Source organism: Actinophytocola gossypii (assembly GCF_025165815.1).
In the GTDB taxonomy this organism is placed as follows: Bacteria; Actinomycetota; Actinomycetes; order Mycobacteriales; family Pseudonocardiaceae; genus Actinophytocola; species Actinophytocola gossypii.
This window is the reverse complement of record NZ_JAFFZE010000012.1, coordinates 401,498-423,255: the sequence shown is the minus strand read 5'-3', so window position 1 is coordinate 423,255 and position 21,758 is coordinate 401,498. Positions and strand designations below refer to the sequence as shown.

Below are 21,758 nucleotides of genomic sequence, written 5' to 3'. Positions count from 1 at the left end.
CATGTCGTTTGGGTCCGAACATTATTTCGGGCACCGACATCGGAGTCGGTGCACACCTCCGAGTTCGTGATCGTGAGGAGCGGGCAGATGGATGACTTGCACATCGGGCGCCGGGGGGTGTTGCGGGGTGTGGCGGCCGTTGCCGCCGGGTCGGTGGTGGCGGGAGCGTTGCCGGGGCGGGCGGGTGCGGCCAACGGCGCGGCCGAGCTGGTGCTGCACGGCGGGCAGGTGCTGGTCATGGACCGGCGGTTCACCGTCGCGGAGGCCGTGGCCATGCGGAACGGCCGGGTGGTCCACGTCGGCGACGACCGCTCGGTGCGCCGGTTCATCGGTCGGCGGACGGAAGTGATCAACCTGCGGGGCCGCACCGTCCTACCGGGAATCAACGACTCACACCTGCACGGATTGCGTACCGGGCTGTCGCTTCCGCCGTACAACGTGAACGTGGATCTCGCGTCCATCGTGGATGTCGCGGCGGTCGTCGGCGAGGCCGTGGCGCAGGCCGAACCGGGAGCGTGGGTTCGCGGGAAAGGTTGGGACGACGCGAAGTTCGCGGAGGGCAGGCCACCGACGCGAGCGGACCTGGATGCTGTCGCGCCCAACCATCCGGTGGCGTTGTTGGACTGGTCGAACCACCAGTTGTGGGTCAACAGCAAGGCCCTGGAGATCGCCGGGGTGACAGCCACGACGCCCGCGCCCCCGGGCGGGGTCATCGTGAAGGACCCCGCCGGCGAGCCGACCGGGCTTCTCCTGGAGACGGCCATGGGCTTGGTGAACGCTCACATTCCGCCGTTCACTGAGGAGGAACAGGCGGACGCGATCGAGAAGACCATCGACGTGCTGCTGAGCCTGGGAATCACCAGCTACACCGAGCCCGGCCTCGGTGAGACCGCGCGACGGCTCTACGCGGACAAGGCCGGGAACGGGTCGCTGCGGGTCCGGGTCACCGCGCTGGCGAACCGGGCGGACGACACGTACCCGGTATCGGTCGACCAGGTGCGGGAGATCCTGGCGGCGCCGCCAGTGAGGACCGATCCGCGCTGGTTCGCCATGACCGGGGTGAAGCTCCGGGCCGACGGGGTGCCCATAGCCAGTCGGACGGCGTGGATGCGCGAACCGTACATCGGTGGCGGCAGGGGGAGCCTGGTGACGGCCGGGGACACCGACGAGGAGAGGGCCGCCGAGCTGACCGCCATGATCCGGTTGGTTCACCAGGCAGGGCTGCAGGTGGGCACGCACGCCACGGGCGACGCCGCGATCGACGCCGTGGCCGCCGCGTACGCGCGATGCCGAACCCGGCACGACAGGCACCGTAGCAGGCACTACGTCATCCACGGTGACTTCGCGTGGCCGGAGACCCTGCGCCTGCTGGCCTGGAACGGGTGCGGGGTGAGCCTCAACCCGAACATCAAGCACCTGATCGCCGACTCCCAACCCGCGGTGGTCGGTGCCGAGCGGGCCGCCTACCAGACGCCGTACCGGTCGGCGCTGCGTGCGGGTGTGACGGTGACGAGCGCGTCGGACGCGCCGAACGTGTCCCCGGACTGGCGGCAGGGCTTGGAAACCGCGCTGCTGCGGGAAGGCGGTTCCGGCGCGGTGTCCGGTCCGGACGAACGGATCGGACTACGCGACGCGCTGCGGACCTACACGACCGCCGCGGCCTGGCAGGACAACGCGGAGAACTGGAAGGGCACGCTGCGGCCCGGGATGGCGGCGGACGTCTGCGTTCTGGACCACCGTCTCCTCGACGACCGGGGCCGGCTCGCGATGGATCCGCACGACATCTCGGCCGTCCCGGTCGCCTGGACCGTGGTCGGCGGCACGGTCGCCTACGACGCTTCGGACGCCGCACCGGCGGCGACCGTGGCGGCGGGCGCCCGGCCGGAGCACATGTGCGCGCACTGCTGAAGGAGAGTCGACATGAGTCATGAAGTGGGCCGTCGGACGCTGCTGCGGGGAACGGCCGCCGTCGCGGGTGCCGCGGCCGCGAGTTCACTGACCGGAACGTCCGCGCAGGCGAGCCGAGGCGGCTTCGGTGCGGACCTGGTCGTCCGCGGCGGCCGGGTCCTGGTCCTCGACCGTCGGTTCCGCGTGGCGGAGGCGCTCGCGGTGCGAGGCGGCCGGGTGGTCGCCGTCGGCCGGGACCGCGAGGTGTGCCGGCTCATCGGCAAACGCACGCGGGTGCTCGACGCCGGTGGCGGGACGGTGCTGCCCGGTATCAACGACTCCCACGTCCACCTCAACGCCCTCGGACTGAACCTGCCGCCGTTCTCCTACGACGTGGACACGGCGACGATCGAGGACCTGGTGGCCGTGGTGCGCACGGCGGTCGGGGAGGCGCCCTCGCCGGACAGCTGGATCCGCGGCACGGGCTGGAACGACAACCGGCTGCCGCGCCCGCCGCGGCGCACCGACCTCGACCCGGTCACCGGCGACCACCCGGTCATCCTCACCGACTTCTCGGGCCACGCGGTGGCCGTCAACTCCGTCGCGCTGCGGCTGGCCGGCATCACCAGGGACACCGTGCCGCCCACCGGCGGTGTGATCGAGAAGGACGCCGCGGGGGAGCCCACCGGTGTGCTGCGCGAGACCGCCGCCGGCCTGGTCCGCGCGCTGGTGCCGCCGTTCACCCGGGAGGAGGTGGCGCAGAGCATCGACACCGGCATCGGGATGCTGCTCGAGCAGGGCATCACGAGCATCACCGAGCCCGGTATCGACCTGGACACGCTGGCGATCTACGCGGAGAAGGCACGCGCCGGCGCGCTCGGCGTGCGCGTCAACGCCCTGTTGCGCGGCGGCACCGCACCACAGCAACTGCGCGACGTCCTGGCCGCGTACCGCCCGCCGCGGGGTGTCGACCCGCGGGTGCTGCGGGTCGCCGGGGTCAAGTTGTTCGCCGACGGCATCCCGACCGCGGCGAAGACGGCGTGGCTTTCCGAGCCGTACCTGGACGGCACCAACGGCAGCCTGGTCATCGACGGCGCGACCGTCGCCGAGCAGGTCGCCAACCTGCACGAGCTGATCCGCATCGCCGCGCGCGCCGGCATGCAGGTCGGCACGCACGCCACCGGCGACGCGACGATCGACGCGGTCGTCGCGGGGTACCTCAAGGCCGGGCGTCGTGGGGATCCGCGCCACTACGTGATCCACGGCGACCTCACTCCGCGGACGACGCTGCGGACGATGGCGCGGCACGACATCGGCGTGAACATGAACGCGACCATCAAGTACCTGCTCGGCCGCACGCTCGACCCGGTGCTCGGACCGGAGCGCACGGACTACCAGTGGCCGTACCGCAGCGCGCTCGACCTGGGTGTGCGGGTGTCCAGTTCCTCGGACGCGCCGGTGACCTCGCCGAGTTGGTTGCAGGGGGTGATGTCCGCCGTGCTGCGCGAGGGCATGTTCGGCGGCGTCGCCGGCGAGGCCGAGCGCATCACGCTGCCCGAGGCGCTCGCGACCTACACCCGGACGCCCGCGTGGCAGGACCACGCGACCGCCTGGAAGGGCACGCTCGCCGAGGGCATGGTCGCGGACGTCTGCGTCGTCGGCGGCGACGTGCTGGCCGTCGACCCGCACGAACTGGTCGACCTGCCCGTCACGGCGACCGTGGTGGGCGGGCGGGTGGTTCACGAAGGTGCCCCGACCGCCCGGCCCGTCGCCGTCAGTCCCGAGCGCGGGCTGGCCCACCTCCAGAACGGCACGTGCTGCTGCCGGCTGGCCGAGATGACTCATCGACACTGAAGGACTTTCCATGGTCACTGATCAGCCCGCTGGTGGGCTCAAGCGGGATGCGATCTCCGCGGCCGGCATCGTGTTCCTCGTCCTCGCGGCGGCCAGTCCGCTGGTCGGCCTTACCGGTGCGGTCCCGAGCGCGATGGTCGTCGGCAACGGGCTCGGCGTGTCACTGGGTTATGTCGCCGTCGGACTGGTGTTGCTGGTGTTCTGCGTCGGCTTCGTCGCGATGTCGCGGCGGGTCACCAACGCAGGCGCGCTCTACGCCTACGTCGGTCGCGGGCTCGGCCTGCGCACCGGCCTGGGCGCGGCTGGCGTGGCGGTCTGGTCGTACACCGCGATCCAGGCGGCCGTCTACGGCTTCTTCGGCGTCGTCGGCGGTGCCGCGCTCGAGTCGTGGACCGGGCTGCGGCTGCCCTGGTGGGCGGTGACGCTCGGGCTGGTCGTGCTGGTGCAGGTGTTCGGCTACCTGCGGATCGAGCTCGGCGCGCGGGTGCTGGGGGTCCTGATGGCGCTGGAGTGGGGCATCATGCTGGTGCTCGGCCTGGTGATCCTGGTGCGGGGCGGCGCCGGCGAGGGCCTCGGGGTCTCCCAGGTGTTCTCGCTCGAGGGTGCGCTGAGCGGTGCGCCGGGGGTGGCGCTGGTGTTCGGCTTCGCGTCGATGTTCGGCTTCGAGTCCAGTGCGATCTACGGGGAGGAGGCCCGCAGTCCGAAGCGGACGGTGGCGCGGGCGACCTACCTGTCGGTCCTGCTCATCACCGGGTTCTTCCTGTTCATGTCCTGGACCCTGATCGTCGGGTACGGCCCGTCGGGTGCGGTGGCCTCGGCCGGCGCCGCGGTGGAGTCCGGTGACCCGGCGGCCTTCGTCTTCGGCGCGGGCGGCACCTACCTCGGCGCGTGGGCGCCACACGCGATGAGCGCCTTCGTGATCACGTCGATGTTCGCCGCGACACTCGCCTTCCACAACGGCATATCCCGCTACCTGTTCACGGTGGGCCGCGACGGGGTGCTCCCACGGCGACTGTCCGCGGTGCACCCGAGGACGAAGGCGCCCTACGTGGCGTCGATGACGCAGACCGTGTCGATCGTTGTGCTCATGGCGCCGTTCATGCTGGCCGGGGCGGACCCGGTCGCCACGCTGTTCTTCTGGGGGTCCGGTGTCGGCGTGATCGGCATCCTCGGCCTCTACGCGCTGAGCTCGGTGGCGGCGTTCTGGTACTTCCGCGCCAACCCCGAACAGGACGGCCGAGCCTGGCACACCCGGGTGGCGCCGCTGCTCTCGGTGGTCACGATGGTCGCCGCGTTGGTCCTGGTGCTGGCCAACTTCGACACCCTGGCCGGCGGCACCGGCGTCACGGCGGTGGTCCTGATGCTCACCGTGCCGGTGGCGTTCGTGCTGGGTTTCCTCGCCTACGGCGCGGTCCGTGGCCGGCTCAGCCCCACCGCGACGAAGGACCTGACCGCGGAGCTCAGCTGAGCCTCAGCCGAACACCGACACCCGGCGCATCACGTCGGCGCAGAAGGCGCCGACGGCGTCGGGGTCGTCGGTGAACTGGGACGGCTTGACGCAGAAGGTGGTGAAGCCCTCGGCCTGCTGGGCGGGGATGGTGTCCAGGGCACGGCCGAGGTCGGCGGGGGAGTGGTCGTCGGGGAAGACCGCTCGGGTGCCGCCGACCAGCTCCAGCTCGTCGATGCTCCGACCGGCCGCGGTCAGGCCGTCCGTGAGCCGCCGAAGGTCCTGCGGGCTCGGGCGGCCGAGCGGGTTGAAGCCCTTGCCGTACCGGACCAGCCGGGCCAGCAGGCGGTCGTGCACGGTCGCGCCGCCGAACCACAGTGGCGGCCCGCCGGGCCGGTGGGGTTTGGGTTCGCAGTACACGTCGGCGAAACGGTAGTGGGCGCCCTCGTACGAGGCGGGAGACGGCCCCCACGCCTGCTGCCACACCTCGAGGTGCTCGTCGAGGAGTCGCCCCCGCTTCCCGAACGGCACGCCGAGCGCGGCGTACTCGTCCCGGCTCCAGCTCACGCTCGGCAGCACCACGAGCCTGCCCTCGCTCAGCAGGTCGAGGGTGGCCAGTTCCTTGGCCAGTAGCAGGGGATGGCGCAGGGGCGCCAGTACCGCGCCGGCGACCAGTCGAACGCGCCGGGTCGCGGCCGCGATGGCCGACAGCAGCGGCAGCGAGCTGGGCCAGGGCGTGGCCGGGTCCTGGTTGCCGGGCAGCGCGTAGTCGCGGGGGTTGGCCATGACGCCGTGCTCGGCGGCGTCGGGGCCGAGCACGACGTGTTCGCTGACCATGACGGCGTCGAAGCCGGCGTCCTCGGCCTCCTGTGCCCAGCGGACCAGCCGGGGCAGGTCCCGGCCGGACGTCATGGTCCAGTTCTCGCTCAGGACGATCAACATCCGAGGTGTCATGCGAGCGTCACCTCGACCGGCAGCTCCTTGATGCCGTTGACGAAGTTGGACCGGACCCGCCGCACCTCGCCCGCCAGCCGGATGTCGGCGAGCCTGGGCAGCAGTTCCTCGAAGATGACCCGGATCTCCAGGCGGGCGAGCGTGTTGCCGAGGCAGAAGTGCGGGCTGCCCTTGCCGAACGTGACGTGGTCGTTGTTCCGCCGGCCGACGTCGAAGGTGTAGGGATCGTCGAACACGTCCTCGTCCCGGTTGCCGGAGGCGAACCACAGCACGACCTTGTCACCTTCCCGGATCCGCGTCCCGCCGAGTTCGACGTCGCGGGTCGCGGTGCGGCGAAAGTGGTAGACCGGCGAGGCCCAGCGCAGGAACTCCTCCACCGCGGTGGGCATGAGGGCGGGCTCCTCCCGCAGGCGGGCGAGTTGGTCCGGGTGCTGTAGCAGCGCCAGCATCGAGTGCGAGATGGCGTGCCGGGTGGTCTCGTTCCCGGCGACCACGAGCAGCAGGAAGTAGTTGTCGAAGTCGTTGTCCGACAACGGGGTCCCGTCGGCGGGGAGCTGGTTGGCGAGCTTGCTGACCAGGTCCGTGCCCGTGCCGCCCCGGCGTTCGGCGGCCAGCGCCCTGCCGTAGGCGAAGACCTCGAGCGCGGCCGGGCTGCGGAACGGCAGGTTCCGGTAGCGCTCGCTCTCCTCGCTGTGCAGCAACACGTCGGCGTAGTCGGGGTCGGTGTTGCCGATGATGCGGTTGCCCCACTCGATGAGCTTGCGTGTGTCGCCGTCGGGAACGTCGAGCATCCTGGCGAGCACGTTGATCGGGAAGTCGGCGGCGATGTCGGCGACGAAGTCGAACCGGCCCTTGGCGAGCGCCGCGTCGAGCGTGTGGGCCGTCAGCCCGCGCAGGAACACCTCGTACTGGGCCACCGCGCGGTGCGAGAAGTCCCGCTGCAGCAGCCGGCGCAGCGTGTGGTGGCGGGGGCCGTCGGTCTCCAGCATGGAACGGCGGATCTCCATGAGGTCGTCGTCGACCTCCTCCAGGTTGACGAACCGGGTCGAGGTGAACGTGTCCGGGTCCCGGTCCACCCGAACGATGTCCGCGTGCCTCGTCACCGCCCAGAAACCGCTGTTGGGCGCCGGCTCCGGCTGCCAGTGCACGGGATCGTGCCGGCGGAGGGCGTCGAACATCCGCCACGGCGTCACACCGTCGAGAAAGCGGTCGTTGTCGGTGAGATCCACCTCGGACAGTGACATGGTGTCGCTCAAGGCCAGTCTCCTCACAGGTGGTACGCGTACTCACCGAACTCCCAGTCGGTGACGTGCCGGCGGAACCGCTCGAGCTCGTCGCGCTTGTAGCTGACGAACGCGGTGACGAAACCCTTGCCCAGCACCTCGGTCAGCGCGGTGTCGGCGGCCAGCGCGTCCAGCGAGCCGGACAGCGTCATCGGCAGCACGGCGGCGCGAGCGCGGTCGTAGCCGTAACCCTGCAGCGGCGCGGGCGGTGCCGCCTTCGCGCGGATACCGAGCAGCACGGCCGCCACGACTCCGGCGACGGCGAGGTACGGGTTGGCGGAGGCGTCGCCGAGCCTCAGCTCAAGGCGGGTGCCGACGCCGCGCTCGGGTGGCACGCGCAGCATCGCGCTGCGGTTGTCCAAGCCCCAGTCGATCAGCCACGGCGCCAGCGTGTCCGGGCCGAACCGCTTGTAGGAGTTGACGGTCGGGTTGAGCAGCGCCGCCAGCGCCGGGGCGTGTTCCAGCAGGCCCGCGATCGCGTGCCGTGCGGTGTCGGACAGTCCGTGGGCGCCGGAGGGATCCGCGAACGCGTTGTGCCCCTCGGTGTCCACGCAGGACACGTGGACGTGGAAGCCGGAGCCGCCGGTGTCGTTGAACGGCTTGGCCATGAACGTGGCCAGCCGCCCCTCGGCGTGCGCGATCTCCTTGATCGCGGTCTTGAACCGCCACGCGCGGTCCGCGGCGTCGAGCGCGGCCGAGTGGCTGAGGTTGATCTCGAACTGGCCGCCGTCGAACTCCCGGTTGCCGCTGATCGCGCCGATGCCGAGCGCGTCCAGCGCGCGCAGGGTCGCGGGCAGGTGTCCGGCCGGATCGCCCTTGCGGCCGACCGTGTACACCTGGCCGGTGACATCGGCGTAGCGCCGCCACCCGGCGGGTGCGGTCTCGTCGCGGTCCAGCAGGAAGTACTCCAGCTCCGGCCCGACCACCGCGGCGAGTCCCTCGGCGGCCAGGTCGGCCACGACCCGCCGCAGGAGGTCGCGCGGCGACTCGGGGCATGGCAGGCCGGTGGCCGGATCGACCGGCTCGCCGAGGCACCACGCCACGCCCGGCTCCCACGGCACCGGGACGAGGGTGTCCAGGTCGGGCCGCACGCAGATGTCCGGCAGTCCGGTGTCGAGACCACCCGCCACGTCCACGACGTCGCCGCGGGGTGAGGTGTGGTAGACGGCGCGGCAGAAGGACAGGCCGTGCGCGCAGGCCGCCGGCAGGTGGTGGGTGAGGATGTCCCGACCGCGGTCCACCCCGATGAGGTCCGGATAGGACAGCCGAACCAGTTCGATCCGCTGCTCGACGAGGGTGGCGACCACGTCCTCGGGGTCTGGCGTACTCAAGGGCCCCTCCGTCCGGTCGGTTCGTTTGGATACAAACAATATGGTGTGCCGGCGACCTCGACAAGGGGGAGCGGGCCGCATATCGTACGGGGTCAAACGAGTCAGGAGGACGTCGTGCGCGGATTCTTCCCGCCGAGGACCGGCACCGGTAGGTCGGCGCTCATCCCGCCGCCGCCCTGGTACTACTCCGGTGACCTGCTGACGATCGAGTACCGGACCGATCCGGACCGGGTCGCGGCTCTGCTGCCCGAGCCGTTGCGGCTCGCCGACACCGACCCGGCCGCGGTCGCGCTGATCTGGGCGGACTGGCAGTCGTGCTCGGAGTCCCGGGAGGAGTTGCTGGATCCGGTGCGGTCGCAGTACAAGGAGTGCTTCGCGGTGGTCCGCTGCTCCTACCGGGGCCGGGTGTACTCCCGCTGCGTGTACATCTGGGTGGACAAGGACTTCGCCGTGGCGCGGGGGATCCACCAGGGATACCCGAAGAAGCTGGGGTCGGTCCACCTCACCCGGCCGCACCCGTACGGACCCGCGCCCCGGATCGAGGCGGGCGCGCGGTTCGGGGCCACGCTGGCGGCCGGGGACCGCCGGCTCGCCGAGGCGGTGGTGACCCTGCGTGAGCCCGCGGACGACAACGGCTTCGTGAACGCGCACCCGATGGCCCACCACCGCTGGCTGCCGTCGATCGAACCGGGCAGGGGACCGGCACTCGACGAACTGGTGTCCTCGGGCGCGGCGTCGTTCGAGGGCGGCACGCCGTGGGCGGCGGACGCGGAGCTGCGGCTGTTCGACGCGCCGACCGAGGAACTGGCCGATCTGCCGGTGGGCGAGCTGATCGGGGCCTACTACCGGCAGGTCGGGGTGTGCTGGAACGGCGGGACCGTACTGGACCGCGGGACGTCGGCCGCGGACTGACGTTCGGTTCTGAACGGTACGCTCGTCCGGTGACCGGTCACCGTTCCATCACCGAGACGGAGAAGGCCGTCCAGGCCAAGCTCGGCGACGTGCCGCTGCGGCGCGAGTCGATGGCGGCCGTCGCCAACATCTACCGGGCGGCCGCCGGAATCCGCCAGCACGTGGAGAACTCCGTGCTGCGTGAGGCCGAGCTGACCTGGACGGGTTTCGTTGTGCTGTGGGTGGTGTGGATCTTCGGTGAGATGGAGACCCGTCACGTCGCCGAGGAGGCCGGCATCTCCAAGGGCACGTTGACCGGTGTCGCACGCACCCTCGAGTCCCGCGGACTCGTGGTCCGCACCCCCCATCCGTCCGACGGCCGGATGGCGATGCTCGCGATGACCGATGCGGGCGAGGACCTGATGGGCACGCTGTTCCCCGCGTTCAACGCCGAGGAGGCGTTCGTGACCGACCGGCTCAGCAGCACGGAGTGCGAACAGCTGGCCGGGTTGCTGCGCCGGGTCGTCGCACAGCTGGAGGACAACGGCGAGCAGCGCAGGCTGGACCTCCTCGAGGGCGCGGCTCCGGCCCCGCGCCGCAGCGGCCGCAAGCGCAAGGACTAGCGAGCGGCGGAGACGAACGCGTCGAACAGCCACTGGTCCGGGTTGTCCTCGGGGTGCCACTGGACCGCGACGAACCAGCCGGGCGCCGTGCGTTCCACTGCCTCGACGGTGCCGTCGACCGCCCACGCCACCGGTCTCAGGCCCTCCGCGAGGCGGTCGACGCACTGGTGGTGGAAGCACGACGCCTCGACCTTGTCCGCCCGCCTGATCGCGGCCAGCGCCGAGTCGGGGTGCAGCGCCACCGGGTGCACGACGTGCTGGTGCGGGCTCGTCATGTCCTGGTGGAGGCTACCGCCCAGCGCCACGTTCACCACGTGCAGGCCGCGGCAGATCGCGAGGGTGGGAAGCCCGGCCTCGAGGGCGTACCTGGCGGCGGCCAGGTCGAAGGCGTCCTGCTCCTCGTCGACGTCGTAGACGGACGCGTGCACGTCCCCGGCGGTGTACGTGTGCGGCGCGAGGTCCCCGCCGCCGGGCAGCAGCAGGCCGTCGCAGCGGGCCAGCCGGTCGTCCACGTCGGTCGTGTCCGGGTGCAGCACCCACGGTTCACCACCGGCCAGGAACACCGCTTCGACGAGAGCGCGGGCGGCGACCTCGGCGCGGAACCGCAGGGCGGAGGCGCTGGCGGAGAACCGGGCGGGGATCGCTACCAACGGCCGCGTCACAACTGGATCCAGGTCGTCTTGAGGTCGGTGTACTTGTCCAGCGCGTGTACCGACTTGTCCCGCCCGTGGCCGGACTGCTTGACGCCGCCGAAGGGCACCGTCAGGTCGCCCTCCTCGTAGCAGTTGACCCACACGGTTCCCGCCCGCATGGCCCGCGCGATCCGGTGCGCCGTGGTCAGGTCGGCGGTCCACAGACCCGCCGCCAGGCCGTAGTCGGTACCGTTCGCCAGGCGCACGGCCTCCTCGACGGTGTCGAAGGTCAGCACCGACAGCACCGGCCCGAAGATCTCCTCGCGGGCGAGCCGCATGCCGGGGTCGACCCGGTCGAACACGGTCGGCTGGAGGTAGGTCCCGGTCGTGCCGTGCCGCTCCCCGCCGGTCCGCAGCCGGGCGCCTTCGGCCCGACCGGTCTCGACGTGGTCGAGCACCTTCGCGAGATGGGTTTCGCCGACGAGCGCGCCCATCGCGGTGGCCGGGTCGAGCGGATCGCCGATGCGCAGGGCCTCGGCCCGGGCCACGACCGCGTCGGTCACCCGCTCGGCGATCGAGCTGTGCACGAGGAGGCGCGAGGGTGCCGTGCACATCTCGCCCTGGTTGAAGAAGATCCCCCAGGCCGCGGTCGCGGCCGCCCGGTCGAGGTCCGGCGCGTCGGGCAGCACGATGTTGGGCGACTTGCCACCGAGCTCCAGCCACACACGCTTGAGGTTGGAGTCCGCCGCGTAGCGCAGAAACTGCCGGCCGACCGCGGTCGAACCGGTGAACGCCAGCACGTCGACGTCCGCGTGCAGGCCGAGCGCCCGGCCGGTGGTCGGTCCGTCGCCCGCCACGACGTTCAGCACACCCGGGGGCAGCTCCGCCTCGATGGCGAGTCGGCCGAGCAGCAACGCCGACAGCGGGGACAGCTCGGACGGCTTGAGCACGACCGTGCACCCCGCGGCCAGCGCCGGTGCGACCTTCCAGGACGCCAGGGTGAGCGGGAAGTTCCACGGCACCACGGCGGCCACCACGCCCACCGGTTCCCTGGTGACGAGAGCCAGCGAGTCGGGCCCGGTGTGCGGGGACTCGTCGGCCAGTTTGTCGGCGAGCTGGCCGTACCAGCGGAACGTGCCGGCCGCGGCGCGCAGCTCGATGTCGTACGCCTCGGCTATCGGCTTGCCCGTCTCCAGGCTGATCGTCGCGGCCAGCACGGCACGGTCCCGCTCGATCAGGTCGGCGAGGCGGATCAGCGCCCGGCCCCGGTCGGCGGGCGACCAGCGCGGCCACGGCCCCGCGTCGAACGCGCGGCGGGCGGCGGCCACCGCGAGGTCGACCTCCTGCTGCCCACCGTCGGCGACCTCGGCCAGCGCCGAGCCGTCGCGTGGCGAGACGACGGTGAACGTGCCGCCCCCGCCGGGCTCGTCGGTGCCGTCGACGACATGACCGGCCGGCAGGCGAAGGGTGGTCGCCAGTCGGACCCAGTCCTGGTGCGTGCCGTCGACCATCGTCAACTCCTCTCGTTTGAGCCCAAACATTATCTTGACCCGTGTTCGCCGGTCCACCTAATCTTATTTGGGATCAAACGAAATGGAGTCGGTATGAGTGTCCCGATTCGTGCGGCCGCGCACACCGCGACCGTGGCGAGTGTGCCGGTGGACACCCGCCACTGGATCGGCGGTGCCCGCGTCGCGTCCGGCGGGTGGTTCGCCGACCACTCGCCTGTCGACGGGAGCCTGCTCGCCGAGGTGGCGCGCGGCGGAGCGCTGGAAGCGGAGGCGGCCGTGGCCGCCGCCGGTGCCGCTTTCCCCGGCTGGGCCGCCACGAGCCGCGACGAGCGCGCCGCGGTCCTGCACCGCGTCGCCGACGGTGTCGAGCGGCGGCTCGCCGAGCTGGCGAACGTCGAGACCTGGGACAACGGGGCGCTGCTGCGCTCGCACCTGCGCGGCGTCATGCCCCGCGTCGTCCACAACTTCCGGTTCTTCGCCGACCGGCTCACCGAGCTGGCCCACGCGGACTTCGACACCCGCGAACACACCAACCACGTCAGCTGGGACCCGGCCGGCCCGTGTGTCCTGATCACGCCATGGAACGCGCCGCTGATGCTCGCGACGTGGAAGGTCGCGCCCGCGCTCGCCGCCGGCAACACGGTGATCCTCAAACCCGCCGAGTGGTCACCGCTCACCGCGTCCCTGCTCGCCGACATCGCCGCCGAGGCCGGTCTCCCTCCCGGGGTGCTCAACGTGGTCCAGGGGTACGGCGAGGAGATCGGCGCCGCGCTCGTCGCCCACCCCGGGGTGCGACGGATCAGCTTCACCGGCTCCGTCCCGACCGCGCGGCGCATCGCGGCGGCGGCCTCGACCAACCTGGTGCCCACCAGTTTCGAGTTGGGTGGGAAGTCACCGCTGCTGGTGTTCGCCGATGCCGACCTCGACCTCGCCGTCGACCTCGCGGTCGAGCAGTACGACAACGCGGGGCAGGTGTGCCTGGCCGGCACCCGGCTGCTCGTCGAGTCGTCGGTGGCGGCCGAGTTCACGGACCGGTTCGTCGCGCGCGCGAGCACGCTACGGCAGGGAGACCCGCGCGACGCGGCAACCGACGTCGGACCGAGCATCCACCCCGACCACGTGGCCCGCGTGGACGGCTTCGTCCGCAGGGCCATCGCCGACGGCGCCGAGGCGGTCCTCGGCGGCGGGCCGAACACCGACCTCGGCGGCCTGTACTACCGGCCAACGCTGCTGACCGGTCTCCGGCCCGGTGCCGAGGCGCTCACCGAGGAGATCTTCGGCCCGGTCCTCACCCTCCAGACCTTCGACTCGGAGGACGAGGCCGTCGACCTGGCCAACAGCACCCGTTTCGGTCTGGCCGCCGTGGTGGCGACGGGGGACCGGCGGCGTGCCGACCGGGTGACCGGGCGTCTCGTCGCGGGGACGGTGTGGGTCAACTGCTTCTTCGTCCGCGACCTGCGCGCTCCGTTCGGTGGCTCCCGGCAGTCCGGCATCGGCCGCGAGGGCGGCGACTGGAGCTTCGACTTCTACTGCGACCTGAAGAACACGGTCACGGCACCGAAAGGGTGGCGAACGCATGGGTGAGATCGTCGGTGCGGGGTTGCTGTCCCACGTGCCCACCATCGTCCTGCCCGAGGAGCAACGGCGGGAACTCAACGAGGGCAAGGAATCCAGTCTCGTGCCCGGCCTGCGACGGCTTCGCTCGGAGGTGTTCGAGACCCTCGACTACGACACGGTCGTGGTGCTGGACTCGCACTGGGCCACGACCGTCGAGTTCGTGATCACCTCCCATGCCCGCCGCGCCGGGCTGTTCACCTCCGAGGAACTGCCGCGCGGGATGTGCCGCATGCCCTACGACTTCCCCGGCGACCCCGAGCTGGCGCACGCGGTCGCCGCGCAGGCGGGCGACCACGGCACGTGGATCACCCCGATCGACGACCAGTACCTGCCGATCTTCTACGCCACCACCAACCTCTGGACCTACCTCGGCGTACCCGACAAGCGGTGGGTGTCGATCGGGGTGTGCCAGACCGCCGACACCGAGGACTCCCTGCGGCTGGGCCGCGCCCTCGCCGCCGGAATCGCCGCCATCGACCGCAAGGTGGTGCTCATCGCGTCCGGCGCGCTCTCCCACACCTTCTGGCCGCTGCGCGAGCTGCGCGACCACGAGGCCGCCGATCCCAGGCACATCTTCAGCGCAGCGGCACGGGAAGCCGACCACCAGCGCCTGGCCTGGTTCGCCGAAGGCCGGCACGACCTCGTCCTCAAGACCATGCCGGAGTTCCTCGCCGTCAAACCGGAGGCCAGATTCGGCCACTACCTGATGATGATCGGTGCGCTCGGGGAGGAGCGCTGCACCGCGCCTGGCCGCGGGTTCAGCGAGTACGAGAACTCGGTCGGCACGGGCCAGGTGCACGTGTGGTTCGACCGCCCAGAGGACGGGTGGCACTGATGCCCGAGCTACGCAGGATCCTGCTCGACGGCGCGACGGTGGAGGTCGTGCGTGACGGTGCGGAACTGGTCGCGGGGGATGGTCGCCGGGTCGGGGCCGACGACGCCGTGCACCTGCCGCCCGTCGTCCCCTCCAAGATCATCGCGGTGCACCTCAACCATCACAGCCGGGTAGCGGAGTTCATGGTGTCGCTTCCCCCGGCGCCGACCTACTTCCACAAACCCACTTCGGCGCTGAACGCCCACCGGGGCGCGGTGGTGCGGCCGCCGGGCTGCCGGTACCTCAACTACGAGGGCGAGGTGGCGATCGTCATCGGTCGCACCTGTCGCGGCGTCGCACCCGCCGACGCGGGGAAGTACGTCGCCGGCTACACCATCGCCAACGACTACGGCCTGCACGACTTCCGCGACACCGACGCCGGATCCATGCTGCGGGTCAAGGGCTCGGACACCCTGTGCCCGCTCGGCCCCGGTCTGGTCACCGACTGGGACTTCCACGGCAAGCGGATGCGCACCTACGTCAACGGAGAGGTGGTTCAGGACGGCTCGACCGACGAGATGACCTGGGACATGCACTACCTCGTCGCCGACATCGCCCGCACCATCACCCTCCACCCGGGCGACGTGCTGCTGTCCGGCACGCCGGCGAACTCCCGCCCCGTACAGCCGGGCGACGTCGTCGAGGTCGAGGTCGACGGGCTCGGCCGTCTCACCAACCACATCGTCACCGGTGAACTTCCCGTCCGCGACGACTGCGGCGCCCAGCCGACCGAGTCGGAGGAGGTCGTCTCGACCGCCTTCGGCGGCGACTGGGAGTTCCGCGGCATCCGCCCACCGAAACGGGGTCAGCCATGAGGGTCGTCGTCGACCTCGAGACGTGCCAGGACCACGGCCAGTGCGTGTTCGCCGCGCCGGAGGTCTTCCACCTCGACGAGAACGGCAAGCTCGGCTACGTGCCCGAGCCGGACGAGTCCCTGCGCGACGCCGTGGAGGAAGCCGCGGACGTCTGTCCGCTGCAGGCGATCCGGGTCGAGGACTGACGTGCCAGCCCGCATCGTCGTGGTGGGCGCCTCCCTGGGTGGCCTGCGCGCCGCCGAGCAACTGCGCGCCGCCGGCTGGACCGCCGAGATCGTCGTCGTCGGTGCCGAGCCACACATGCCGTACAACCGGCCCCCACTGTCCAAGGAGGTACTGGCGGGCACGGCCCTGGCCGGCTCGGTGATGTTGCGGCAACGGCCCAGCGTCGCCGACGCCGTCTGGCTGCTCGGCAGCCCCGCATCCACTGTGGACCTCGATGCCCGCGCGGTGACGCTCGCGGACGGCACGACGCTCGACTTCGACGGCCTCGTGGTGGCGACGGGCCTGCGCCCCCGCCGCCTCACCGACGACGGCCACGTGCTCCGCACCCTCGACGACGCGATCCGGCTCCACACCGCCCTCACCGCGCGCCCCGGCACGCGGCTGGTCGTCGTCGGCGCCGGGTTCGTCGGTTGTGAGGTGGCGGCGACCGCACGTCGGCTCGGTGCCGACGTCGCGGTCGTGGACCCGCTGCCCCTGCCGATGGTCGGCCCCCTCGGGGAGCAACTCGCCGCCGCACTGCTGACTCGCCACGAGGAGCGGGGAGCCCGGTTCCACCTGGGACGCACGGTCACCCGGTTCGAGCGCCACCAGGTCGTGCTCGACGACGGCACCGTGTTACCCGCCGACGTCGTCGTCGAGGCGGTCGGTTCCCGACCCAACACCGAATGGCTGAACGGCAACGGCCTCGACCTGTCCGACGGTGTGCTCTGCGACGAGCACCTCCGGGTCGAAGGACTGCCGTTCGCCGTGGCGGTGGGCGACGTCGCGCGCTTCCCCAACGCCCGCTACGACAGCACGCCGCGCCGCGTCGAACACTGGAGCATCCCCGGCGACACCGCCAAACACGCCGCCCGCACCCTCGTCGCCAGCCTCACCGGCGCAGCGGTCGACCAGCCGGCGTTCGCGCCACTGCCCACCTTCTGGAGCGACCAGTACGGCCAACGCCTCCAAGCCATAGGCGCACCCCAACTCGGCACCGACGACATCCGGATACTGGAAGGCGACCTCCACGGCGACGTCATCGTCGGCTACCACCGCGACAGCCGGCTCGTCGGTGTCGTCGGCCTCGGCCGGGCCCGCGCAACCGCCGCCACAGCACGTTACCGAATGGTCCTGTCCGAGACCGGGAAGCGGATCGCGACCGACGCCGGCAGTCGCCTGGGTCATCACACCCGGTTGGGGCAGTAGCCATCCCAGTGGTCCAGCGACCAGTCAGCCGGCAACGCCCGCACCGTCGCCGCCAGCCGATCTCCCGGCTCACCACCGCGGCGTGGCAGGTGGCGCCCCCGCGTGCACGGTCGGATGACGTCGGCGAGCGCGGACGGCGCGACCGAGGACTTCCGAGCTGGCCGCGTCGCGGGACATCCCGCCGGAGTGCCGTTCGGGGCACGCGTCAGGGGTTGGGCAGTAGCTCCGGGCAGCCGTCGGCGACGTGGCTGGCGGCGTGCTCGAAGTGCCAGTACTCGTTCTCGTAGCGCCGGCACCATCCCAGCGCGCGCCCGTTGCGTTCCACCCAGGCCGCGGCGGCGTGCGGCTGCACGTCCACCGCGGTTCCGGTGACGTGCATCGACCGCTCGGGTGGCAGGACGTACTTCCTCGCCAGTTCCCTGGTGCCGAACCGGCGCACGGCGTCGGTGAACTCCCGCCGTTGCTGGGCCGCGCTCCGCTTGCCGTCGTTCAGGCACAGCCACACCCGCTTCTTCGCGGCCTCGGCCCGCAGCCGGTGCCATGCCGCCAGCGCGTCCTCGCGCAGGCCGTCGGGCCGCTCGTCGACGTAGCGCCGGTCGACCGGGCACGGCGGCCCGGACTCCGGGCCCGGCACGTCCTCGACAACCGCCGTCGCCCGCCCGGCGACCCGGTCGGTGGCGGTCAGGGGCATGGTGACCGCCGCCGCGAGCAGCAGTGCCAGCAGGCCGCCGAGCACCGTGCGCCCGGTCCGCCCCCGGACCGTCACGTGAACGTGTACGGGGTCAGGTACTCGGGCAACAGCACCCGGGTGCGCGGTGCCGCCGCGCGCACGGCGTCGACGAACGCGTCGAGCCGGTCCCGGTCCTGGGGCGTGAGCCGCGGCGGGTTGTGCAGTTCGACCTCGAAGTTGTCCCAGTGCACGGGGACCACGGTCGCCGGCCGGTCCAGCGCGGCCAGCAGGCGCGGCACGTACTCGTGGACGACGTCGGTGTTCGGCACGGCGATCATGGCGACGTCGGGAGCGAGACCGCTGAGGTCGCGTTCGGCGAAGTCGCTGGCGCCCATGAAGAACACCGACGGTCCACCTCGGACGGACACCTGGTAGGTGAGCGTGTCGCCTTCCGGAAGTTCCGCGACGGTCCGCGGCCGGGCCGGGACGGTCGGGTGAACACCGGGGAAGGCGAACGAGTACGAGGGGTTCCGGCTGTGCAGCGACGCCACCACCTCCACGGTGTAGTCGGCGAAGTCGAGCACCTCACCGCCCTTGACCGGGCTGAGCTGCGCGCTCGGCAGCCCGTAGGCGAGTCCGAGGTGGTAGGCGGTGAGCGTGCCGAACACCCGCGCGCCGGACCGGGCGGCGATGTACGGCACGTCGTTGAAGTGGTCCCAGTGGGTGTGGGTCACCAGGATGGTCTCCGGCTCGCCCGGGTGGTCGGCGATCCGCGTGGTGTCCACCTTCAGGTCGGTCTCCGGGTTGAACGGCGGGTCGAACAGCCCGGTCCGGAACCGGCTCAGGTACGGGTCGACCAGGAGGGTCCGGTCGCCGACGTCGATCCGCCAGCCGGCGGTGCCCAGCCAGCGGAACGTGGCGGTGGGGCCGCCGCGCCCCTGGCGGCGGGGGGCGGCGGCCGCGGCGGCGGTGCTCGCGGCGGCGGTGGTGGCCAGGGCGGCGCCGGCGGCGGTACCGAGGAAACGGCGGCGGGCCAGTGGTGTGTCGGTCACGTGGTCTCCTTCAGCGCGGGGTGTGCAGGACGGCGATGGCGGCCTTCGCGGCCCTGGCGATCAGGGCGTCGTCGTGGTCGGCGTCCTGTTCGTGGCGGTCGGACAGGATCGCGAGCACGACGGGGTCGCGGTCGGGCGGCCACAGGACGGCGATGTCGTTGCGGGTGCCGTGGCTGGCGGTTCCGGTCCGGTCGCCGACCACCCAGCCGGCCGGGACGGCGGCTCGGATGAGGTCGTCGCCGGTGGTGTTGCCGCGCAGCAGGTCGGTGAGCAGGTTCCGGTCGGCGGTGGGGAGCGCGGTGCCGAGTACGTACTCGCGGAGGTCGGTGCCGAGTGCGCGGGGGGTACTGGTGTCGCGCGGGTCGCCGGGGGCGGTGTCGTTCAGTTCCGGTTCGTCCCGGTCGGTCCGGGTGACCCGGTCACCGAGGCGGCGCAGGTCGCGTTCGAGCCCCGCCGGGCCACCCAGCTCGGCGATGATCAGGTTGGCCGCAGTGTTGTCGCTGTACCGCACGGCGGCGTCGATGGCCTGGCGGAGCGTCATTCCCTGGTCGAGGTGCTGTTCGGCGACGGGCGAGTGGGCGACGAGGTCGGCGGCGGTGTAGGTGACCGTCCGGTCGAGGTCCGCGGGCGCGGTCCGGGCGAGTAGTGCCCCGGCGGCCAGCGCCTTGATCGTCGAGGCGTGGGCGAACCGCTCGTCGGCGCGGTACTCGACCGTGCGGCCGGATCCGGTGTCGAGGGCGTAGACCCCCAGACGCGCGTCGAACCGGGTCTCGAGCCGGTCGAACTCGCCGGTGGCCGCCGGCGCGGTGCGTGTCGGGGACGGGCTGGACGTGGTGGTCCGGGTGGGCGTCTCGGTCGCCTGGCAGGAGACGAGCGCGAGCACGGTCGCGACCGCCAGGGCGGCGCGCCGGGTGGCGGAAAGGGTGGGACTGAGCATCACGAGCAGGAGCGTCGCACCGGCGGCCGATGCTGTCCAAGACACCAGTGACGTGATCAATGTCGAAATGGCATAGACTGCGGTGCCGTGGATGTGGTCGGAGCCTGCAAGGCGTTCGTGGCCGTCAGCGGGTACGGCAGCTTCACCGGGGGCGCCGCGGCGGCGCGGATCCCGCAGTCGGTCGCCAGCCGGCGCGTCGCGGCGCTCGAGCGGCACCTGGGCGCCCGGCTGTTCGACCGGTCGTCCAGGACCGTCGTGCTGACACCGTTCGGCCGGGAGATGCTGCCGTCGGCCAGGCGCCTGGTCGAGCTGGCCGACGCGATGGAGGACGACGCCGAACGGGCCAGGTCGCGGCCCTTCCGAATGGCGGTGCCCTCGGTCTGCGGGCCGCGGCCGCTGGCACGGCTCGTCAGCGACGCCCGCCGGCACGACCTGAACCTCGACCCGCGCCCGGCCGGCCCGGACGAGCGCGCGGAGCTGGCTCGCACGCTGGAGGTGCGGGCCGCCCTCGTCGCGGTGCCCGCCACGGAGGGAACCTGGCGGGTGCCGCTCGGGCTCGCCGGGCGGACCGACCCCGACACGCCGGCGATCCACCTGGACACCCTGCGCGCGAGCCGCGTCGACCGGAACGCCCGCCCGCGACGCGTCTGGATCCAGCCGGAGGACGACGTGCCGCACATCCGCGACCGCCTCACCAGGTTGCGGGACGCCGTCGCGCTGCGGCCCGGCCAGGTCACCGTGGCGGACTCGCTCGTCACCGCCACCGCCGAGGTCCTCGGCTCGGCCGACCTCCTGCTCTGCTCGCCCGACCAGGCCGGCGAGCTCGGCCTGCACTGGCGCCCGATCGGCGGGGTCGAGCTCGCCCGCGGCTACGCCGTCACGGCCGGGCAGCGTGCGGACGCCCAGCGGGTCCGTGGCCTTCCGGCCGAGCTGGTCGGACGCTGCCTCGGCGGTGCGTCGTGGGAATGATCAAGGCGCTGCGTGCGGCGCGGGAGGCACTGCACGACGGCGGGCTGCGCGGCTCGTTCCTCGTGCGTGACCTCGACACCGGCGACGAGCTCGGGGTCGACGCCGAGCTGGAGTTTCCGATCGCGTCGCTGGTGAAGGTCCCGCTCGCCATCGCCACCCTGGAGCGAGCCGCTCGGGGCGAGCTCGACCTCGCCACGCCGATCGAGGTGCGGCCGGGCGGCGCGGTGCCGCACCCGACCGGGCTGGGCAGGTTCCGCCACCCGGCCACCGTCGCCCTCGACGACCTGCTCCACCTGAGCATCGCGATCAGCGACGGCGTCGCCGCAGACGCCGTGTTCGCGCTGACCCCGCCCACCGCCGTCACCGCGGAGCTGCGCCGGCTCGGTCACGACGGCATCGTCGTACGCCACCTGATGCGGGACCTCGTCGACACCCCGGCCGAACGCTTCGCCCCGGCGGAGGCCCACCTCGCCCATGCCCTCGCGATCGCGGCGGCGACCGAGGGCAAGGGGCACCCGGTCGCCCAGCTCGACGTCAGCCGGGCGAACGCCGGCTCGGCCAGGGCCTTCGTGGACCTGCTCGAGGGCCTGTGGCGACCCACGACGATCCGCCAGGAGGTGGCGGCCCGGGTCCGTGAGCTGATGGGGGACAACGTGCTGCGGCAGCGGCTGGCACCGGACTTCGGCTCCGACGCGTCCCGCTGGTCGTCCAAGACCGGAACCCTGCTCAACCTCCGGCACGAGGTCGGCGTGGTCGAACACGCCGACGGGCAGGCGTACGCCGTCGCCGCGCTCACCGAGTCCCGCGTGCCGGCAGCCGTCCAGCCGGCGGCGGAAGCCCTGATGGCGCACGTCGCGCGCACCCTGCACGACCAGCTGCGGACGGGCTGAGCGCGGCCAGGGGGTCGGGGCGGTGATCAGGTAATGGAGGGCCTGCTCGCGTCGGGCGGCGAGGTGTACCTGATCGTGTTCAACACCGCCGATCTGCGTGCCATCATC

Annotated in this window: 20 protein-coding genes; 12 read left to right on the top strand and 8 right to left on the bottom strand. The window is 72.1% G+C overall.

The features are described 5' to 3' along the window. Window positions 1–87: 87 nt before the first annotated feature. From JT362_RS15775 to JT362_RS15765, 3 genes are read left to right on the top strand one after another with little or no spacing between them, the layout of a single operon-like run. Window positions 88–1,908, top strand: a complete 1,821-nt coding sequence (locus tag JT362_RS15775) for an amidohydrolase (protein ID WP_260191955.1) — start codon at window positions 88–90, stop codon at window positions 1,906–1,908. 12 nt (window positions 1,909–1,920) lie between these two features. Beyond that, window positions 1,921–3,741: an amidohydrolase gene (locus tag JT362_RS15770; protein ID WP_260191954.1), complete on the top strand. Its 1,821-nt coding sequence runs from the start codon at window positions 1,921–1,923 to the stop codon at window positions 3,739–3,741. A gap of 10 nt (window positions 3,742–3,751) precedes the next feature. Further along, complete coding sequence (locus JT362_RS15765; protein ID WP_260191953.1) at window positions 3,752–5,209, top strand: APC family permease; 1,458 nt, start codon at window positions 3,752–3,754, stop codon at window positions 5,207–5,209. Window positions 5,210–5,212: 3 nt separating this feature from the next. Here JT362_RS15765 and JT362_RS15760 read toward each other — a convergent pair whose 3' ends face one another. From JT362_RS15760 to JT362_RS15750, 3 genes are read right to left on the bottom strand one after another with little or no spacing between them, the layout of a single operon-like run. Then, window positions 5,213–6,142 carry a TIGR03619 family F420-dependent LLM class oxidoreductase gene (locus tag JT362_RS15760; protein ID WP_260191952.1) on the bottom strand — a complete coding sequence of 310 codons (930 nt, stop codon included), beginning with the start codon at window positions 6,140–6,142 and terminating at the stop codon, window positions 5,213–5,215. After that, window positions 6,139–7,398: a cytochrome P450 gene (locus JT362_RS15755; protein ID WP_260191951.1), complete on the bottom strand. Its 1,260-nt coding sequence runs from the start codon at window positions 7,396–7,398 to the stop codon at window positions 6,139–6,141. Before JT362_RS15755 ends, JT362_RS15760 begins: the two co-directional genes overlap by 4 nt. 11 nt (window positions 7,399–7,409) lie before the next feature. Beyond that, on the bottom strand, window positions 7,410–8,756 hold the full coding sequence (locus tag JT362_RS15750) for a glutamine synthetase family protein (protein ID WP_260191950.1): 1,347 nt from the start codon (window positions 8,754–8,756) through the stop codon (window positions 7,410–7,412). Window positions 8,757–8,870: 114 nt separating this feature from the next. Between JT362_RS15750 and JT362_RS15745 the strand changes: the two genes are divergently transcribed. Both JT362_RS15745 and JT362_RS15740 read left to right on the top strand, forming a co-directional pair. Further along, complete coding sequence (locus JT362_RS15745) at window positions 8,871–9,668, top strand: acetoacetate decarboxylase family protein (protein ID WP_260191949.1); 798 nt, start codon at window positions 8,871–8,873, stop codon at window positions 9,666–9,668. Between the two features lie 29 nt (window positions 9,669–9,697). Beyond that, entirely contained in the window at window positions 9,698–10,270 is a 573-nt protein-coding gene (locus tag JT362_RS15740) for a MarR family winged helix-turn-helix transcriptional regulator (protein WP_260191948.1), read from the top strand. Here the strand turns inward: JT362_RS15740 and JT362_RS15735 are convergent. Together JT362_RS15735 and JT362_RS15730 are read right to left on the bottom strand one after the other, a co-directional pair. Beyond that, window positions 10,267–10,932, bottom strand: a complete 666-nt coding sequence (locus JT362_RS15735) for a gamma-glutamyl-gamma-aminobutyrate hydrolase family protein (RefSeq protein ID WP_260191947.1) — start codon at window positions 10,930–10,932, stop codon at window positions 10,267–10,269. The genes JT362_RS15740 and JT362_RS15735 overlap by 4 nt on opposite strands. Further along, window positions 10,929–12,413: an aldehyde dehydrogenase gene (locus tag JT362_RS15730; RefSeq protein ID WP_260191946.1), complete on the bottom strand. Its 1,485-nt coding sequence runs from the start codon at window positions 12,411–12,413 to the stop codon at window positions 10,929–10,931. The genes JT362_RS15735 and JT362_RS15730 overlap by 4 nt, the downstream gene beginning before the upstream one ends. A 93-nt stretch (window positions 12,414–12,506) precedes the next feature. Between JT362_RS15730 and JT362_RS15725 the strand changes: the two genes are divergently transcribed. Genes JT362_RS15725 through JT362_RS15705 form a run of 5 tightly spaced genes read left to right on the top strand, consistent with a single transcriptional unit; the run spans window position 12,507 to window position 17,132 of the window. After that, window positions 12,507–13,997, top strand: a complete 1,491-nt coding sequence (locus tag JT362_RS15725) for an aldehyde dehydrogenase (RefSeq protein WP_260191945.1) — start codon at window positions 12,507–12,509, stop codon at window positions 13,995–13,997. Next, complete coding sequence (locus JT362_RS15720; protein ID WP_260191944.1) at window positions 13,990–14,865, top strand: 3,4-dihydroxyphenylacetate 2,3-dioxygenase; 876 nt, start codon at window positions 13,990–13,992, stop codon at window positions 14,863–14,865. The genes JT362_RS15725 and JT362_RS15720 overlap by 8 nt, the downstream gene beginning before the upstream one ends. After that, a complete protein-coding gene (locus JT362_RS15715) occupies window positions 14,865–15,719 on the top strand; it encodes a fumarylacetoacetate hydrolase family protein (protein WP_260191943.1) in 855 nt (284 codons plus the stop codon). The genes JT362_RS15720 and JT362_RS15715 overlap by 1 nt, the downstream gene beginning before the upstream one ends. Then, the gene (locus JT362_RS15710; RefSeq protein WP_260191942.1) at window positions 15,716–15,904 is read left to right on the top strand and encodes a ferredoxin; all 189 of its coding nucleotides are present in this window, start codon (window positions 15,716–15,718) and stop codon (window positions 15,902–15,904) included. Before JT362_RS15715 ends, JT362_RS15710 begins: the two co-directional genes overlap by 4 nt. Before the next feature lies 1 nt (window position 15,905). Continuing rightward, the gene (locus JT362_RS15705; protein WP_260191941.1) at window positions 15,906–17,132 is read left to right on the top strand and encodes an NAD(P)/FAD-dependent oxidoreductase; all 1,227 of its coding nucleotides are present in this window, start codon (window positions 15,906–15,908) and stop codon (window positions 17,130–17,132) included. Window positions 17,133–17,337: 205 nt separating this feature from the next. Here the strand turns inward: JT362_RS15705 and JT362_RS15700 are convergent, their stop codons facing one another. The 3 genes from JT362_RS15700 to bla are packed head-to-tail and all read right to left on the bottom strand — an operon-like array spanning window position 17,338 to window position 19,791. After that, window positions 17,338–17,898: a D-alanyl-D-alanine carboxypeptidase family protein gene (locus JT362_RS15700; protein WP_260191940.1), complete on the bottom strand. Its 561-nt coding sequence runs from the start codon at window positions 17,896–17,898 to the stop codon at window positions 17,338–17,340. Beyond that, entirely contained in the window at window positions 17,895–18,854 is a 960-nt protein-coding gene (locus JT362_RS15695) for an MBL fold metallo-hydrolase (protein WP_260191939.1), read from the bottom strand. Before JT362_RS15695 ends, JT362_RS15700 begins: the two co-directional genes overlap by 4 nt. A gap of 10 nt (window positions 18,855–18,864) precedes the next feature. After that, complete coding sequence (bla, locus tag JT362_RS15690) at window positions 18,865–19,791, bottom strand: class A beta-lactamase (RefSeq protein WP_260192056.1); 927 nt, start codon at window positions 19,789–19,791, stop codon at window positions 18,865–18,867. Between the two features lie 87 nt (window positions 19,792–19,878). Between bla and JT362_RS15685 the strand changes: the two genes are divergently transcribed. Both JT362_RS15685 and JT362_RS15680 read left to right on the top strand, forming a co-directional pair. After that, window positions 19,879–20,760 (top strand): LysR family transcriptional regulator, encoded by an 882-nt coding sequence (locus tag JT362_RS15685; protein ID WP_260191938.1) that lies wholly within the window; start codon window positions 19,879–19,881, stop codon window positions 20,758–20,760. Then, window positions 20,757–21,650: a serine hydrolase gene (locus JT362_RS15680; RefSeq protein WP_260192055.1), complete on the top strand. Its 894-nt coding sequence runs from the start codon at window positions 20,757–20,759 to the stop codon at window positions 21,648–21,650. Before JT362_RS15685 ends, JT362_RS15680 begins: the two co-directional genes overlap by 4 nt. The last annotated feature ends 108 nt before the right edge of the window (window positions 21,651–21,758 follow it).

Excerpts from the sequence above, each read along its gene's own strand:
- JT362_RS15775 (WP_260191955.1), top strand. The coding sequence starts at position 88 with ATGGATGACTTGCACATCGGGCGCCGGGGGGTGTTGCGGGGTGTGGCG.
- JT362_RS15770 (WP_260191954.1), top strand. The coding sequence starts at position 1,921 with ATGAGTCATGAAGTGGGCCGTCGGACGCTGCTGCGGGGAACGGCCGCC.
- JT362_RS15765 (WP_260191953.1), top strand. The coding sequence starts at position 3,752 with ATGGTCACTGATCAGCCCGCTGGTGGGCTCAAGCGGGATGCGATCTCC.
- JT362_RS15760 (WP_260191952.1), bottom strand. The coding sequence starts at position 6,142 with ATGACACCTCGGATGTTGATCGTCCTGAGCGAGAACTGGACCATGACG.
- JT362_RS15730 (WP_260191946.1), bottom strand. The coding sequence starts at position 12,413 with ATGGTCGACGGCACGCACCAGGACTGGGTCCGACTGGCGACCACCCTT.
- JT362_RS15725 (WP_260191945.1), top strand. The coding sequence starts at position 12,507 with ATGAGTGTCCCGATTCGTGCGGCCGCGCACACCGCGACCGTGGCGAGT.
- JT362_RS15720 (WP_260191944.1), top strand. The coding sequence starts at position 13,990 with ATGGGTGAGATCGTCGGTGCGGGGTTGCTGTCCCACGTGCCCACCATC.
- JT362_RS15715 (WP_260191943.1), top strand. The coding sequence starts at position 14,865 with ATGCCCGAGCTACGCAGGATCCTGCTCGACGGCGCGACGGTGGAGGTC.
- JT362_RS15710 (WP_260191942.1), top strand. The coding sequence starts at position 15,716 with ATGAGGGTCGTCGTCGACCTCGAGACGTGCCAGGACCACGGCCAGTGC.
- bla (WP_260192056.1), bottom strand. The coding sequence starts at position 19,791 with ATGCTCAGTCCCACCCTTTCCGCCACCCGGCGCGCCGCCCTGGCGGTC.
- JT362_RS15680 (WP_260192055.1), top strand. The coding sequence starts at position 20,757 with ATGATCAAGGCGCTGCGTGCGGCGCGGGAGGCACTGCACGACGGCGGG.